The organism is Tardiphaga sp. 813_E8_N1_3 (assembly GCF_051811025.1).
Taxonomy (GTDB): Bacteria; Pseudomonadota; Alphaproteobacteria; order Rhizobiales; family Xanthobacteraceae; genus Tardiphaga.
Map to the genome: position 1 here is coordinate 1058209 of NZ_JBPWQE010000001.1, position 15448 is coordinate 1073656.

Genomic DNA, 15448 nt, shown 5'->3' on the forward strand with positions numbered 1-15448 from the left:
CGCGATGCGCCAAGATTTTGCGGAACGAGGTTCGACAGGGGACGGTTGCAGATGACGGCTGATCGCGGGCGTTTATTGAGATTGACGGGCGGCGTGCTGCTGATGGCGCTCATGCCAGCGGCGGTGCAGGCGCAGACGCGGGCCGAGACCCTGCGACAGGTGACCGGCAACAATATCCCCACGCTCGACCCGACCACCCCGGGTGCGACACGCGAAGCCTTCGGCGTCTCGACCAGTATCTATGATCGCCTCGTGGCCTTCGATCGCAAGCGCGATGAAAACGGCGTCTGGGTGTTCGACCGCAGCAAGATTCGCGGCGAACTGGCTGAAAGCTATGAGGTCAGCCCGGACGGATTGAAGATCACCTTCAAGCTGCGCGATACCAAGTGGCACGATGGCACGCCCGTCACCGCCGAAGACGTGAAATGGTCGCTGGATCGTGCCGTCACTGCCAAATCCATTGCCGCAGGGCAAATGGGCACGGGGTCGCTGACCAAGGCCGATCAGTTCGCGATTGTCGATGATCGCACGATCACAGTCACTTTGCCAAAGGCGGATCGTCTGGCCCTGGCGAATCTCGCCACGCCGCTGGCGCCGATCTTCAACAGCAAGCTCGCCAAACAGCACGCGACTGCCGAAGACCCTTGGGCGCAGGAATGGCTGAAGACCAATACCGCTGGCTCGGGAGCCTATACGGTCGAGATGTTCAAACCCGGCGAGCAACTGATCCTGAAGCGTAACGATAACTGGAAAAGTGGCCGGGACGGCAAGCTGCCTTACTTCAAGCGCGTCATCGAACAGACCATCGGCGATCCCGCCACCCGCGCCAATCTGATCGAGAAGGGCGATGCCGACATTGCCATCGATCTGCAGGCCAGCGACGTGCCGTCGCTGCAGCAGCGCGGCAAGGTCAAGGTGGAGTCGTCACCGCAGACCAACGGCTTCACCATGATTGCCTTCAACACGCAGATGGCGCCGTTCGACAATCTCAAGGTCCGTCAGGCCATCGCCATGGCGCTGCCCTATAACGACATGTTCAGCGCAGCAATCTTCAAACGTGGCTTTCCGCTGTTCGGTGCATCGTGGACGTCGCCGCCGAATGGCGACTTCCCGCAGCCGATGCCGGCGAAGACCGATATAGCCAAGGCCAAACAGCTTCTGGCTGAAGCCGGTTTCGAGAAGGGCTTCAAGACCACTTTCAGCATCAATGTCGGCTCCGCCGCTGTCACCGAGCCGATGGCGGCGCTGCTGAAGGAGGCGCTGGCGAAGCTCAACATTGAGGTCGAGGTGCAGAAGCTGCCGGACTCGCAGATGTCGACGCAGATCACCGAGAAGAAGCTGCCGTTCTTCACCGAAGGTTCCACCGCTTGGCTGCCGACCACCGATTACTTCTTTCGCAATTTCTTCACCGGTAACCAGCGCTGGAATTACAGCTCCTGGAATGACGAGCTGGTGGTAAAATTGGCCAATCAGGCTCGGTTCGAGCAAGATCAGGCGAAGTATGACGAGATGGGCAAGCAGATGATCGCGGAATACGTCAAGGAAGTTCCACTGGTGCTCTTATGGCAGGCTAACCAGGACGCCGTGATGATCCCGCAGCTCGATGGCTACACCTACTGGTTCCACCGTCAGGTCGATTTCCGCGATCTCGCCCGCAAGTAAGCGAAGACGAACGACCCGACGATGGTGGTGATGATCAATCGCCGGCCCTGAACGAAAGCGAGACCAAGGCGCGTGACGAATATCTGGGAAATCGGAACCGACATTGGTGGCACCTTCACCGATATCATCGCTATCCGGCGCGACACTGCAGAGACGCGCATTGCCAAGGTGCCGTCACGCCCCCACGCGCCGGTGCAGGCGATGCTGGAAGCGATCGAGGCCGTGGGTCTGCGCAAAAGCGACGTCAAGCGCTTCATTCACGGGACCACCCGGATCACCAATGCCATTGTCGAGGAGCGCCTGCCGAAAGTGGCGCTGATCGCCACCAAAGGCTTCGAGGACGTGCTGGAGATAGGCCGCTATCGCCGGCGCGATCTCTATCGTCTCGACATCGTTCCCAAGGCAAAGTCGCTGGTGCCGCGCGAGCTGTGTTTTGCGCTGAATGAGCGCATGACTCACGATGGCCAGGTGCTGCAGGCACTGGATGAGGCCGAGATCGAGCGGTTAATCGTCTGGCTCAAGGGCACCGGCGCGCAGAGCGTCGCGGTATCGCTGTTGCATGCCTATGCCAATCCGGCACACGAAAAGATGCTGGCCGAACGGCTGAAGGACGTCGTGCCTTACGTCTCATTATCCCATGAGGTGAATGCCGAGGCGCGCGAATATGAGCGGACGTCATCGACGGTGTTCAACGCCGCGGCGATGCCCATTGCAGTTGAATATCTCAGCGAGCTCGAGGAGCGACTGCCGCTCGGCGCGGGTCTGCAGGTGTTTCACTCCGCCGGCGCGATGATCCCGATCTCGGCGGTGAAGCGCCGTCCATTGGTGATGGCGATGTCCGGTCCCGCGGCGGGCGTCTCTGCCTCTGTCAGTATCGCACGCCAGCTCGACAAGTCCCGCGTGCTCACTTTCGACATGGGCGGCACGACGACCGATGTCTGCCTGATCGTCGACGGCCAGGCCGAAATGACCGACGGCAAGCTGCTTGCTGATCGGCCGTTGCGCCAGCCGATGCTCGCCGTGCATTCGATCGGCGCCGGCGGTGGCTCCATCGTGCGCGCTGGTGCCGGCGGTCTGACGGTCGGACCGGAAAGCGCCGGCTCCGAGCCCGGTCCGGCCTGCTACGGCCGTGGCGGCAACGAGCCGACCATCACTGACGCCAATGCGTTGCTCGGCTATCTCAATCCGGCGACCAAGCTTGGCGACCGCATCGGCATCGATATCGAGGCTGCCGTCCGCACGGTTCAGCCGATCGCCGACCTGCTCGGCCTCAGCCTGATGGAAACCGCGCTCGGCATCATCAAGGTCGCCAACGCGACCATGGCGCGCGCGCTGCGCCGCGTCACCGTGGAACGCGGCATCGACGGCCGCGACTGCACGCTCCTGGCTTTCGGCGGTGGCGGCCCGATGCATGCGGCGGGTCTCGCCGATCTCTACGGGATCACCGAGATCGTGGTGCCGGCGGCATCGAGCGCGTTCTCGGCGCTGGGCTGTCTCACCGCCGATTTCAGCTTCCTGCAGCAGCAGACGCTCCGCGCACCGCTGGACGGCATCGATCTCGCCAAAGTTTCCGAGCGGATCGACGCCATGGTCGAACTGACGCTGGAGCCGCTGCTCGCCAACGGCATTGCGAAGTCCTCCATCGAAGTCGATCTGGTCGCGCTGATGCGCTATGCCGCACAGGCTGACGCCATTCCGGTGCCGTTCGCACTCCCGCTCGATCCGGATTTCCTGCGCGAGCAATTCCTCAAGAAGCACCGCGAACTGTTTGGCTATGCCACGACCGAGCCCTGCGTTATCGAATCCGTGCGCGTGCAGGCACGCCAACCCTCGACCACCCAGGTAGGCCGACCGGGCATCGATACCCGGCGCACCGAATTCGTGCCGCGCAAATGTTCGTTCGACAATGCCCATGACGTCATGACCGACGTCATCGGTCGCGGCACCATGTCGGCCGTGATCATCGGTCCCGCAATCATCGAGGACGCCTGGTCGACGGTGGTGGTGCCGCCGGGCTGGCAGGCGGCGCCCGACGCTGGCGGAAACTTGTTTATGACCAAGGTGGCAGCATGAAACTTGATCCGTTTGCCGTCGAAGTGATCCGCCATGGCCTGTCGGCCGCAGCGGAAGAGATGAGCCTGGTGATGACACGCTCGGCGCGCTCGCCGCTGCTGCGCGAGGCCGGCGATCTGTCCTCGGCGATTACCGATGCGCAGGGCGAGCTCGTCGGGCAGGGCCGCGACATCCCGGTCCATCTCGGCGCCATGGCCTATACGGTCAGCGAGACCCTGAAGCGCGTGCCCGCGTCGACTCTTAAGGAAGGCGACGTGCTGATCTACAATGTCGCCGAACTCGGCGGCAATCATCTCAACGACGTCAAGGTGGTGCGCCCGGTATTCTTCGAGGGCGAGATCGTCGCCTTCGCCGTTAGCCTCGCACACTGGCCGGATATCGGCGGCTTCTGGCCGGGCAGCTATTACGCCAAGGCGATCGACACCTTCCAGGAAGCGCTGCGTATCCCGCCGATCCGCGTTGCCACCGCTGATGGCATCAGCGACGCCGTGGTCCAGTTCCTCAAGGCCAATGTGCGCGATCCGGAATCCTGCGAGGGCGATTTGCTCGGTCAGATCGCCTGCACGCTGGCCGGCGAGAAGCGCATCATTGAACTGTGTAAGACTCACGGCAAGGCGATGTTCGTCGCCACGCTGTCGCGCCTGCACGATCTGTCCGAAGCCGAGATGCGCGAGGCCATCCTGGCCTTGCCCGATGGCGTCTATGAGGGCGAGGACTTCATGGACGACGGCGGCCCCGGCAACGAGCCGGCGCGCATCCATGTCAAGATCATCATCAAGGGTGACGAGGCGACCTTCGATCTGTCCGGCAGTTGCGATCGCGTCTCGAATTTCTGCAACACGACGTTGTTCATCGCGCGCTCCGCGGTGGCGTATTCCGCCCGCATCATGAGCGGCCGCGACATGCAGCAGAACGGCGGTGCGCTGCGCCCCCTCAATATCATCACCCGGCCCGGGTCGATCCTCGATCCCGGTCTCACCGCGCCGGTCGCGGCGGGCAATCACGAGACGTCGCTGCGCATCGTCGATGCGATTTTCCTCGCCATGAAGGACGTCATCCCGGAGCGGCTGTCGTCAGGCGGCGCTACCACGTCCGGCATGATCTCCTTCGCCGAGCCGCGCGATGATGGCTCGTGGAGGATGCTCTACGAAGTCCATGCCGGTGGTGAGGGTGCCCGCCACAACCGTATCGGCTGTTCGGCAACCCGCGTGCATCTCACCAACACATCGAACACGCCGGCCGAGATGATCGAGGCCAATTACAACATCCTCGTCGAGAAGCAGGCGATCCGCTGGGGCTCCGGCGGCGGTGGCAAGTATCACGGCGGCGACGGCGTGGTGCGCAGCTATCGCGTGCTCGCGCCCAGCATGCATCTCACCAGCAGCGTCGAGCGCAAGGTCATAGCGCCGTTCGGCCTGCATGGGGGCGAGCCCGGCAAGACGGCCCGACTGACGCTCTCGCGCGGCGGCGAGACCACGGAGATCGACGGCAAGTCGAACCTCGTGCTGCAGCAGGACGATCTCGTGACCATCGAAATGTGCGGCGGCGGCGGCTTCGGCCCGGCAACGTGAAGAAAGACATGCAATGAGTAGACTTTTGCGGACCGGCCTCAATGCAGGCGACAGCGCACCCCTGACAGTGGTTGGCGGCGAAGGCGTGTATTTCCATCTGCAGGATGGCCGTCGCCTGATCGACGGCAGCAATACCGGCGGCGGGCTCGGCCATCGCCACCCGAAAATGGTGGAAGCCATTCGTGCAGCCGCGGATACGCCGGTCGTGAATGAGGGCTGGACCTGGATCGGCCGCGAGAAAGCCGCCGATGATCTGATCGGCACCGCCTTCGCGGGCGAGGAGGACTGGGTCGGCGGCGTGCGCTTCTGTATCAGCGGCTCTGAGGCCAACGACATGGCGCTATCGTTGTGCCAAGCCCTGTCGCAGAAGACGGCATTGGCGACGCGCGAGCGCGCCTATCACGGCCTCGTCGGTCTGTCGCGCAGCATGACTGTGCAGCCGCACTGGCATGGCGGCCTCGCCGTGCAGGCCGGCGGTTCGCGTCTGCCCGCGCCGATGGCGCCGGTGAAGATCCTGCCTGCACCTGACGGGGCGATCTACGGCGCGCCGCTCAGCAACCAGCCGGTCAAAGACGTGCTCGCCGATGCCGGCGCTGTTCTGGCGGATACAGCGGCGACCATCATCGACTACACGCAGGGCGGCAATTACCACGACGGCGACTATCAGGACGAAGTCGCTGATCACGCCGCGAAAGCAAATTCGATCTGGATCGCCGACGAAGTCGTCACCGGTGCTGGCCGTTCAGGCCGCTGGTTCGCGTTCCAGGGCGCCAAGAGCCGTCCGGATATCGTCACCATGGGCAAGTCGCTCGGCGGTGGTGCTGCAGCGGTCGCTGCCGTGATCGTGTCCAAGAAGATCGTTGAGCAGCTCAAGGGATCGAGCTGGCAGAACTACGGCACGCTGCGTGGCCATCCGATCAGCATGGCCGCCATCAGTGCCTATCTCAATGTGGTGACGGAAGAGGACATTCTGGCGCGCGTGCGTGCGATGGAAGCGTTTTTCAAAAAACGCCTGCTTGAGCTTGCGCGCAGTCATCCGAGCGTCAGCCGCGTCGCAGGCCAGGGTCTGCACTGGACCGTCGAACTGCACGGGCCCGACTGGCGTTCATGGGCTGCCGACACCAAGGAAAATCCGATCGCCTCGCGTGTCGCCGCGCGAGCGATGGAAGCCGGCGCGGTGATCGGCACATCAGGCGAGCAGACCTCGCTGTTCCTGGCGCCGCCGCTGATCATCAGCGAAGCGGATGCCGAACGCCTGCTCGCAGCGCTCGATCACGGGCTCGAACTTGCCGACCAGGAACACGCGCGTTCCGGTGGCCTCAACTGACACACGACAACAGAGACTTGAAGATGCAAGACGAACAGGACATCCGCGCCGTCATCGCCGGCTATTTCGAAGCGCTGTATCACGGCGATGTCGCCGGTTTCCGTCGGGTGTTGCACCCGCAGGTGCGGCTGTCCTCGGCAACCGATGGCACGCTCGTCAATCTCGATCTCGAAACCTATATGGGCATGGTTGCCGCGCGGCCGTCGTCGGCGTCGCGGGGCGACCCGCGCGAGGACGAGATCGTGAGCGTGTCCGTGGCATCGCCGACCACGGCTCATGCCCGCGTCAAGGACATGTATCTGCCGAAGCGCTTCGTCAACGAGCTCTCCTTCATCAAGATCGATGGCCGCTGGCAGATCATTGCCAAGGTCTGGCACTTCTTCGCCTGACCAATTGCTGAAATGTACCTGTCAGGAGGCTTGTCGTGAGTGCCGTCTCTCCGTTCTGGCCGCCCGGCGGCTCGAACGCGCTGCCGCTGCCTGAAGGCGTCCTCTACGACGCGCTGGTGCGGACGGCGACCGCACGGCCAGATCACGCTGCGCCTGACCAGCGTGCCTGCTGATAGAGATGCCGGGCATTGGACGCATGCGTCAGGCTTCAATTGCCCTTCGGAGCATAGCGGCCGGAAAGGGTGCGAAATGCTTCGCGTCCCTGGTCCGCGGTCGATTGGTACGCGGCCAAAGAAGGTTCAGCGAAGCGGGGCGTCTTCGAAAGACGATCGATTAAGCGCCTGGTTCTCACACGCGCTGCGGCGCTATCCACGTGGTAGTACGTATCGAGCATGTGAGAGGCGTCAAAGGAAGAGTCCGCGAGCTCCCCGATCGTAACGATGCCCATTTCGGCAAATAGCAAACGCGCATTTCGCTGAAGGTCATCGGAGTGATAACAGCCCTCGCCCGCGATCGCCGGCCACGTCACGTAAATCTGGACGTCGGCCCTGTTTTGAAGGTCACGCAATGCGCGCGCTGCCCAGCGCATGTCTTCCACGATCGGCCCTTCCGAACCGAGATATTCCGAGCATTCGATACCGGTTACGCTTGATCGTCGTCGGCTATCGTCTTTACGATCGCCATATGGGAAATTTCGCAGCAGCTTCCCGATGTTGGCGACGTGATCGCGTGCTAGGCTGGGCTTGAAGTAAAGGCGAAGCGCATCCGATACGTTATGCAGTGACAGGGATCTCACGACAAACTGCAGGCGAGCCAATAACGGCAGGCTGCCATAATAGGAAGCGTATTCGTCTGGCGTCTTATCGATAAAGTCGGACGGCATCTGCGAGCGAGTATAGTAAACCCATTCGAGAGGGAGGATGATGATATCGCCACGACGTGCGTATTGTAATATGCGATGCACCTTCATCGTCAATGGAATGCTTGCGTTGTCCGCTGCGACCACGACCGGAATGCGGAATTCCTGTTCAATCATGTCCGGCGCTATTCCGAACATCGAGCTGGAACCCCCGTCGACCACTATCCTTGGGCCGACGACGGCTTCGAGAAGAAACTTGCTGTGATCAAACGGGACCGATCGATTGGCGCTGGTCAACGCGTCGTAAGTTCCGACAAGCGTAGCGGTTGCCAATAGTGCGCCAATCACCATAGACGCCGCAAATAGAACGAGCTGCCTCACGAGACCTCAGAAATTGTAATAGATGAACGGTGAGGGAAGAGACGTATTTGTAGCAACAAAGGCGAGTAGTAGTGCAAATCCGGCCGTTGCGCCCGCCCACACAGTCTTATTGCGTGTCTCAATCCTGGACAGGGCTGTGCTGGTGGGGCAAAGCCAGATCAGAGTTGCACCCACGATTAGAAGTGGCCAGATAACGAGTATTCTCTCATTTACGCCGGCCGACGGAGAGAGCATGGCCTTCAACACTGCGGCAGCCGAGTTCAGATCGGGAGCACGGAAGAAAACCCACGCGAAATTGACGAAAAGGAGCGTCATAAGAACTCCAGCCAAGTGGGGTAATTTGAAGCCTGCCGCCTGCCATGCCTTCTGTATGCAGCACGCAGCTCCGTGAAGTGCGCCCCAAGCAACGAATGTCCAAGCAGCGCCATGCCACAATCCGCCAAGGAGGAAAGTGGCGAAGAGATTGAAGTAAGTGCGTGTTGTACCGAGCCGATTCCCGCCGAGTGGGATATAGAGATAATCCCTGAGCCAGAGCGAGAGCGTTATGTGCCAACGACGCCAGAAGTCCTGTATTGAATGAGCGTGATAGGGGGCGTCGAAGTTCAACGGTAGTCGTACGCCGAACAGAAGCGAAACTCCGATGGCCATATCGGCGTACCCCGAAAAGTCGAAGTATAATTGAAAGGTATAACCGAGGCTGAGAAGCCAAGCGTCAAGGAACCCGACGGTATCAATGCTCCTCCAGCCATTGTCTACAATCGGCGCCAATTGGTCGGCTATGAGCAGCTTCTTCATCAGTCCAATCGAGAAAAGAAGAATTCCCTCTTGAAGACAGGATCGTGACACAATCCATCCAACCGCCGTGGCATCTGCTTTTGACAGTCGCTCGAACTGGGGAATGACGTCGCGCCAATGAATAATCGGACCTGCGACCAAGTGAGGAAAATACGTCGCGAAGAGACCGTAGGAAGTCAACGTACTTCGCTGAAAATGGCCCCGGTAAACGTCGATCAAGAATGCGACTTGAGTGAAGGTGTAGAAGGAAATTCCGACGGGCAACGCTATCGGCTGGATTTGCCAGGCGAGCCCGAGCGATGAGTAAACATTCTCGAGAACAAAGTGAGTGTATTTGTAGCCGCTCAGCAATGCGAGATTAAACAAAATCGCGGCTGTGAAGACTGCACCCCGCCGTCTCGTTCCGATTTGCATCTTCGATAGTTTGCTGCCGAGGAGAAAGTTGACGAGAACCGAACACGCGAGGATTGGCAGGTGGTGCAAATCGCCGAGAGCGTAGAAGGCAAGCGAAGCGCATAGTAGGATCGGAATCGTCAAGGCGCGCCAGCCGGCGGCCGCTGCCATGTAAAAGAGCAGTAGAACCAGCGGAAGAAAGCCGAAGAGGAAGGTTCGGTCGGTAAATAGCATAGGCCACGAGTTTCCCAGATTTCTAGCTAGAATAATCCTCAATGTACTCGACAGAGGTATACTTAGGTGTGCGTCACGCTTTCAGCCTTCTCGGAGGAGGCTGGCAACACCGAACCTGCTGCATCGAATTAAGCAATCGTCGCTTCGACACGGAACACAATCGCATCGCAATTTGGTCAGCTCGTAAACTAGCTAACCGAAAGGATGTCGCAACCATTATGACTTGTTCTAGCAGTTGCTATTGACGCTGCCCGTGGCGAAAAGCGCTATCCCGCGGGACGCGATTTGGCGGGATTCTGGGGCAACGATGCCATCGAGAATTTCGCGACATCGACGCATCTGAACCCGGTGCTGGACGCACTGGTATTTTAACGATCGAAACTGGGCGGAGGGCGATAACTCCAGGTCGTCGCAGAAGGCGAGGGGGCGACCTTGCGCGATGGCTTTAGGGGACACAATTGAGCCAGCTACCGATGTTTGCTTGGGATCTGGACCGATTTGCGTGGTGATGGCGCAAAGTTGATGCGCCGACACTGTAAGCTTCTATCGTGATCAATTGATCGTGTCGTCTCCGCGCCTGAAGGTTTCGGTACTTCCGGAATGCCCGCTGGCCGTTCGATACTCCGGGCTTGCCCGGCTGGCATCCGCAAACAGAGGATGGTGCTATGAGACAATGGGACACTCGAAAGCGCGTGCGTGCGGAGCGGATTGCGGCAGGTGCCTCATTCGCGGACGGAAAGCTGATCGACGCCGACAGGCTCGTCGATTTCTTCGAAGCAGTCCTGCGACCGGGCGACCGGGTCTGCTTGGAAGGCGATAACCAGAAACAGGCTGATTTGCTTGCACGTGCGCTGGCCGATATGGATCCGACGCGCGTCCACGACCTTCACATGGTGCAGTCCGGCGTCGTCCTTCCCGAGCATCTCGACCTATTTGACAAGGGCATCGCGAAGCGTCTCGATTTTTCCTATTCGGGGCCGCAATCGGCGCGGATTGCTCAGATGCTTTTCAGCGGCAAGATCGAGCTGGGCGCCGTCCACACCTATCTGGAGCTGTTCGCACGCTATTTCGTAGATCTGACACCGCAGGTCGCGCTGATCGCCGCGGTCAGCGCGGATCGCCATGGCAACCTTTACACGGGTCCCAACACCGAGGACACGCCGACCGTGGTCGAGGCGACCAGCTTCGGTAGCGGCCTGGTCGTGGCCCAGGTTGGCGAGATTGTGGACACGCTGCCGCGCGTCGACATTCCCGGCGACCAAATTCATTTCGTGGTCGATGCCAAGAAGCCCTTCTATGTCGAGCCACTGTTCACGCGCGATCCGGCGGCGATGACGGAGACACAGATCCTCACCGCGATGATAGCAATCAAGGGCCTTTATGCGCCGTACGGTGTTCGCCGGCTCAACCACGGCATCGGCTTCAATACCGCGGCGATCGAACTTCTGCTGCCGACCTATGGCGAGAAGCTTGGCCTGAAAGGCAAGATCTGTACGCACTGGGCGCTGAATCCGCATCCGACCCTCATTCCCGCGATCGAGGCAGGGTGGGTCGAGCAGATCCATTGCTTCGGATCCGAGGTCGGCATGGAAGATTACCTCGCCGCCCGGTCTGACATCTTCTTCACCGGTACCGACGGGTCGCTGCGATCGAACCGCGCCTTCAGTCAGGCTGCGGGGCTTTACGCATGCGACATGTTCATCGGTTCGACACTGCAAATCGATCTCTCCGGGCACAGCTCGACCGTGACCGCGGACCGGGTCGCGGGTTTCGGCGGCGCGCCCAACATGGGATCTGATGCGCGCGGCAGGCGGCATCCGAGTGCGCCATGGTTACAAGCGGGTGCCGAGGCGGATCCCGATACGCACGCAGCGCTCAGACGCGGCCGGAAGCTCGTTGTACAGATTGGCGAAACGTTCGGCGAGGGGAACGCCCCGTTGTTCGTTGAGAAGCTCGGCGCTCTCGAACTTGCCGAGAAACTGAATCTGCCGCTGGCGCCGATCATGGTCTACGCCGATGACACGACGCATATCGTGACCGAGGAAGGGATCGCCAACCTTCTGCTGTGCCGCGACAAAAACGAGCGGGAGCAGGCGATCCGCGGCATCGCCGGCTTCACCGGGGTCGGCCGTGGGCGCGACAAGGCAATGGTCGCGCGGTTGCGCGAGCGTAAGGTGATCCAGCGTCCTGAGGATCTTGGCATCGATCCACTCGATGCCAACCGCAATATACTCGCCGCCCGCTCAATCAAGGATCTCATGCTGGCATCGGGTGGGCTGTATCGGCCGCCGAGCCGCTTTCGCAACTGGTAGGAGGAACGGTCATGGAAAAACTGTCGTTCGATCTGGCGGCACCCAATGCACCCACGGGGACGCGTCCGATGGCGCTGGTCGGGGTCGTAGCCTCCGGCAATCTCGAAATATTGCTCGAACGCGGCGGAGCACCGGGGCGCTGCATCATCGAGGTGAATACCGCTGCTCACGGTTTTCAGCCGCTGTGGGAAGCAGTGACCGCTGACTTTGTCGCACGCCGCGCCGCCGGGGGACTGCGCATTGCGATCAACGATGGCGGCGCTCGGCCTGACACCGTTTCGTTGCGGCTCGCCCAGGGCGTCCGCTCGATCGAGGAGCCCGAGGCATGAGCAACACACAGAAAAGTTGGTACGAGGCAGGCGCGCGTGAACGTGTTGCAGCGCTCGTCGATCGCGACAGCTTTGCGGAATTCATGGGCCCCGAGCGTCGCGAGATCAGCCCGCATCTCGCGGTCTTCGATCTTCCGGCACAATTTGACGACGGCATCGTCGTTGGCGCCGCGACGATTGATGGCACCAACGTGCTGGTCGCTGCGCAAGAGGGGCGATTCATGGGAGGCGCTTTCGGCGAGGTCCATGGCGCCAAACTCACAGGGTTGCTGCAGGCAGCAAAAGCAATGAAGCGCGACGTGGTCATTGCGTTCGACACTGGTGGTGTGCGCTTGCAGGAAGCCAATGCCGGAGAACTGGCGATCGCGGAGATTATCCGCGCCATTGTGCAAGCGCGGATGGCTGGAGTTCGCGTCGTCGGGCTGATCGGCGGACGCGCCGGATGCTATGGCGGTGGCGGCCTGATTGCGGGGTGCTGCTCGACACTGATCGTGTCCGAACAGGGGCGCATCAGCGTATCGGGCCCCGAGGTGATCGAGACGAACAAGGGAGTCGAGGAGTTCGACTCGCGCGACCGTGCGTTTGTGTGGCGGACGATGGGCGGCAAGCAGCGAATGCTGATCGGTGGCGCGGACGCGTTTGTCGATGATGACGTCCTGGCATTCCGGAACGCCGCGATCGTTGCGCTGGCGCATCCCGCAGCACTCGACGCGAAAACCTTGGCCGCCGAACAGACGCGACTCCAACGACGCATCGCCCGGTTCGGCGAGGCGGCCGACGCCACCGACATCTGGGCCACACTCGGCATCGACGACCCGGATTCGGTGCCAGACATGCCAGCGGATCGCTTCATCGCGCTGGCCGCTGAACATAGGGAGAGCGCCGATGACGCCCGCTGAAATCCTGAATTCGCTGTTTCCATCTGGGCACGATGTCACGACCCATGGCAATCTGTCATTTGGCACGGGGTCGATGAATAACACTGTCTCGGTTCACGTGATCGGCGCGGGCGGCGGCGGTGCGATTGGTATCGAGGAAGCGCTCCAGCTCGCCGCGCATGTACTGACGCTCGCTAACAGCGGCGATGGCCGGCCGATCTTGCTCCTGGTGGATACGTCGAGCCAGCGGATGAGCCGACGCGACGAGATGCTCGGACTCAGCGAATATCTCGCACATCTCGCCAAGTCCCTGTTGCTGGCAGAGGCGCATGGTCACCGCACGATCGGTCTGCTCTATGGCGGCAGCGCGGCTGGCGCATTCATCGCGACCGCATTGGCATGCGACACACTCGTGGCTCTGCCGGGTGCTCACCCGGAGGTCATGGACCTCCCGTCAATGGCGCGCGTCACCAAGCTTCCGATCGAAGTGTTGAAGGAAAAGGCCAAGGCCACCCCGGTATTCGCACCGGGGCTCGACAATCTCGCCCAAACCGGCGCGATCGCCGAAACGTGGGATCCTGACGCGCCGCTCTCGGACAAACTGGCGGCACTGCTGGCGCGACCGCGGAACGGTGATGACCGCGCAATGCTCGGCAAGGTGCGTGGCGGCCGTCCAAAGGCGGCAATCATCGCCAACGAGGTCGCGACACTCGCACAGGCAAGGGGATGATCCGATGCATCTCGACAGACACCAGATAGTGCATATCGATCCGGCCGCCTGGCCCGCTCTGGTCGACGCGCAGCCGAACCTCAAGGCGATCTCCGCCATCGAGGAATGGGCGATCCGCGGGCGACCGCTCATTGCGCGTCGGAAGGTTTGCAGCGATGTCGCGGGCAGGATACCGCTCGGCCTCCCGCTTCCGCCATCGATGGGCAAGCAGCGCCTGGCCTTCGCGGTCGCACCTGAGGTGGTCATGTCAACCAGTCTGCCGCCGTTGCTGGCCGATGCGATTCCTTTCGCTCCGGTTGCGTGGCGCCCGACGCTCGCCGCGCTGGTCGCGATCGAGCCCGACGTTCGCTGCTTCGGCAGCCTGGCCTGGGAGTATCTGACCGGCTTGCCGTATGTCTCGGCCACGTCAGACATCGATCTGCTGTGGCAGGTCATGAGGACGCGTGACGCCGACGCCCTCGTTGCGGCTATCGCTCCTATCGAAGCGTCGGCCCCGATGGGGATCGACGGCGAGCTCGTCGCGCCCAGTGGGCTTGCGATCCAATGGCGCGAATGGGCCAGTAGCGCTTCCGACGTTCTGGCCAAGGCTCGTGACGGGAATCAGATGATCCCGCGTCAGTCGGTATTCGCATGACAGCGCTTCTTCAGCCTTTCGAATGGGTGGATGCCGAGGCTATCGGCCGTGCCGCAACGGTCTGCCTCAAGCACGAAATTGCCATCTATCCAAAGCCCGGTCTCGTCAGCCCGGTCGATAACGGCGCGCATGACGACATGGATGCGGTGATGATGGATCGCAGCGCGGATACGCTTGGGCCGTTCTTCGCGCGCTTGGCGGGCGCGGGAGCTGCTGGTGCCGAAATGGGGCGCCTTCGGGCGATCGGGGTCGAGGCTGAGATCGCCATGATGGCGGTCACCGGTGGCGTGAACACCCATCGTGGCGCGATCTTCGGTATGGGGCTTCTATGCGCGGCAGCGGGATTTCGCGCGCGCTACGCCATGCCAGGCACGCTTGGGGCAATCGTGGCGCACCGATGGGGCCCGGAGATCGTCGGCGGTCCGGTCATGCTCCACAGCCACGGCAGCGCGGCGGCGCGGCAGCATGGCGCCGGAGGCGCACGCGCGGAGGCTTCGGCGGGCTTTCCTTCGCTTTACGCGGTCGCGCTTCCCGCGCTGGCGGAAGGGCGCCGCCTCGCACCCCGCAATCCGGAAGCCGCGCAAGTCCACACTCTGATGATGCTTGTGGCACGGGTCGCGGACACCAACCTGTTATATCGCGGCGGCGCTGAAGGACACGCGTTCGCGCAAGGTCAGGCACGCGCGTTCATTGATGCGGGTGGTTGCGGCGCATCTGCATGGCGCGCACGTGCCGTCACCATGCACAAGGCGTTTGTCGCCCGCAGGCTGAGTCCCGGCGGTTGTGCCGATCTTCTCGGAATGGCGCTATTCGTCGAGGGGCAGGAGTCATAAGGCCATGGTCTCGATCATCCTGAAGGGGCTTGTCTCCATTTTCTTCGC

14 protein-coding genes are annotated in these 15448 nt (G+C 61.7%); 12 read left to right on the top strand and 2 right to left on the bottom strand.

Annotated elements, in window-relative coordinates; translation table 11 throughout:
• Window positions 1-51: 51 nt before the first annotated feature.
• From AB8A33_RS04990 to AB8A33_RS05015, 6 genes are all read left to right on the top strand, one after another.
• A complete protein-coding gene (locus AB8A33_RS04990; protein WP_439091767.1) occupies window positions 52-1662 on the top strand; it encodes an ABC transporter substrate-binding protein in 1611 nt (536 codons plus the stop codon).
• A gap of 72 nt (window positions 1663-1734) precedes the next feature.
• Complete coding sequence (locus tag AB8A33_RS04995; protein ID WP_439091768.1) at window positions 1735-3735, top strand: hydantoinase/oxoprolinase family protein; 2001 nt, start codon at window positions 1735-1737, stop codon at window positions 3733-3735.
• Entirely contained in the window at window positions 3732-5306 is a 1575-nt protein-coding gene (locus tag AB8A33_RS05000; protein ID WP_439091769.1) for a hydantoinase B/oxoprolinase family protein, read from the top strand. Before AB8A33_RS04995 ends, AB8A33_RS05000 begins: the two co-directional genes overlap by 4 nt.
• A 13-nt stretch (window positions 5307-5319) precedes the next feature.
• Window positions 5320-6633 (top strand): aminotransferase class III-fold pyridoxal phosphate-dependent enzyme, encoded by a 1314-nt coding sequence (locus AB8A33_RS05005; RefSeq protein ID WP_439091770.1) that lies wholly within the window; start codon window positions 5320-5322, stop codon window positions 6631-6633.
• A 23-nt stretch (window positions 6634-6656) separates the two neighbouring features.
• Window positions 6657-7022, top strand: a complete 366-nt coding sequence (locus tag AB8A33_RS05010) for a nuclear transport factor 2 family protein (RefSeq protein ID WP_439091771.1) — start codon at window positions 6657-6659, stop codon at window positions 7020-7022.
• Between the two features lie 35 nt (window positions 7023-7057).
• A complete protein-coding gene (locus AB8A33_RS05015) occupies window positions 7058-7195 on the top strand; it encodes a hypothetical protein (RefSeq protein WP_439091772.1) in 138 nt (45 codons plus the stop codon).
• A gap of 35 nt (window positions 7196-7230) precedes the next feature.
• Here the strand turns inward: AB8A33_RS05015 and AB8A33_RS05020 are convergent, their stop codons facing one another.
• Both AB8A33_RS05020 and AB8A33_RS05025 read right to left on the bottom strand, forming a co-directional pair.
• Window positions 7231-8262, bottom strand: coding sequence for a hypothetical protein (locus AB8A33_RS05020; RefSeq protein WP_439091773.1), 1032 nt, complete (start codon window positions 8260-8262; stop codon window positions 7231-7233).
• 6 nt (window positions 8263-8268) lie between these two features.
• Window positions 8269-9684, bottom strand: coding sequence for an MBOAT family O-acyltransferase (locus AB8A33_RS05025; RefSeq protein ID WP_439091774.1), 1416 nt, complete (start codon window positions 9682-9684; stop codon window positions 8269-8271).
• Between the two features lie 665 nt (window positions 9685-10349).
• Here AB8A33_RS05025 and mdcA point away from each other — a divergent pair.
• The 6 genes from mdcA to AB8A33_RS05055 are packed head-to-tail and all read left to right on the top strand — an operon-like array spanning window position 10350 to window position 15400.
• Window positions 10350-11996 (top strand): malonate decarboxylase subunit alpha, encoded by a 1647-nt coding sequence (mdcA, locus tag AB8A33_RS05030; protein ID WP_439091775.1) that lies wholly within the window; start codon window positions 10350-10352, stop codon window positions 11994-11996.
• Between the two features lie 11 nt (window positions 11997-12007).
• Window positions 12008-12325, top strand: a complete 318-nt coding sequence (gene mdcC, locus AB8A33_RS05035) for a malonate decarboxylase acyl carrier protein (protein ID WP_439091776.1) — start codon at window positions 12008-12010, stop codon at window positions 12323-12325.
• Complete coding sequence (locus tag AB8A33_RS05040; protein WP_439091777.1) at window positions 12322-13224, top strand: biotin-independent malonate decarboxylase subunit beta; 903 nt, start codon at window positions 12322-12324, stop codon at window positions 13222-13224. The genes mdcC and AB8A33_RS05040 overlap by 4 nt, the downstream gene beginning before the upstream one ends.
• A complete protein-coding gene (locus tag AB8A33_RS05045) occupies window positions 13211-13933 on the top strand; it encodes a biotin-independent malonate decarboxylase subunit gamma (protein ID WP_439091778.1) in 723 nt (240 codons plus the stop codon). Before AB8A33_RS05040 ends, AB8A33_RS05045 begins: the two co-directional genes overlap by 14 nt.
• Window positions 13934-13937: 4 nt before the next feature.
• Window positions 13938-14567, top strand: a complete 630-nt coding sequence (gene mdcG, locus AB8A33_RS05050) for a malonate decarboxylase holo-[acyl-carrier-protein] synthase (RefSeq protein WP_439091779.1) — start codon at window positions 13938-13940, stop codon at window positions 14565-14567.
• A complete protein-coding gene (locus tag AB8A33_RS05055) occupies window positions 14564-15400 on the top strand; it encodes a triphosphoribosyl-dephospho-CoA synthase (protein WP_439091780.1) in 837 nt (278 codons plus the stop codon). The genes mdcG and AB8A33_RS05055 overlap by 4 nt, the downstream gene beginning before the upstream one ends.
• Window positions 15401-15448: the final 48 nt, after the last annotated feature.

Bases quoted from the DNA above. Each gene is read 5' to 3' on its own strand.
- AB8A33_RS04990 (WP_439091767.1), top strand. From the start codon at position 52: ATGACGGCTGATCGCGGGCGTTTATTGAGATTGACGGGCGGCGTGCTG.
- AB8A33_RS05000 (WP_439091769.1), top strand. From the start codon at position 3,732: ATGAAACTTGATCCGTTTGCCGTCGAAGTGATCCGCCATGGCCTGTCG.
- AB8A33_RS05005 (WP_439091770.1), top strand. From the start codon at position 5,320: ATGAGTAGACTTTTGCGGACCGGCCTCAATGCAGGCGACAGCGCACCC.
- AB8A33_RS05010 (WP_439091771.1), top strand. From the start codon at position 6,657: ATGCAAGACGAACAGGACATCCGCGCCGTCATCGCCGGCTATTTCGAA.
- AB8A33_RS05025 (WP_439091774.1), bottom strand. From the start codon at position 9,684: ATGCTATTTACCGACCGAACCTTCCTCTTCGGCTTTCTTCCGCTGGTT.
- mdcA (WP_439091775.1), top strand. From the start codon at position 10,350: ATGAGACAATGGGACACTCGAAAGCGCGTGCGTGCGGAGCGGATTGCG.
- mdcC (WP_439091776.1), top strand. From the start codon at position 12,008: ATGGAAAAACTGTCGTTCGATCTGGCGGCACCCAATGCACCCACGGGG.
- AB8A33_RS05040 (WP_439091777.1), top strand. From the start codon at position 12,322: ATGAGCAACACACAGAAAAGTTGGTACGAGGCAGGCGCGCGTGAACGT.
- AB8A33_RS05045 (WP_439091778.1), top strand. From the start codon at position 13,211: ATGACGCCCGCTGAAATCCTGAATTCGCTGTTTCCATCTGGGCACGAT.
- mdcG (WP_439091779.1), top strand. From the start codon at position 13,938: ATGCATCTCGACAGACACCAGATAGTGCATATCGATCCGGCCGCCTGG.
- AB8A33_RS05055 (WP_439091780.1), top strand. From the start codon at position 14,564: ATGACAGCGCTTCTTCAGCCTTTCGAATGGGTGGATGCCGAGGCTATC.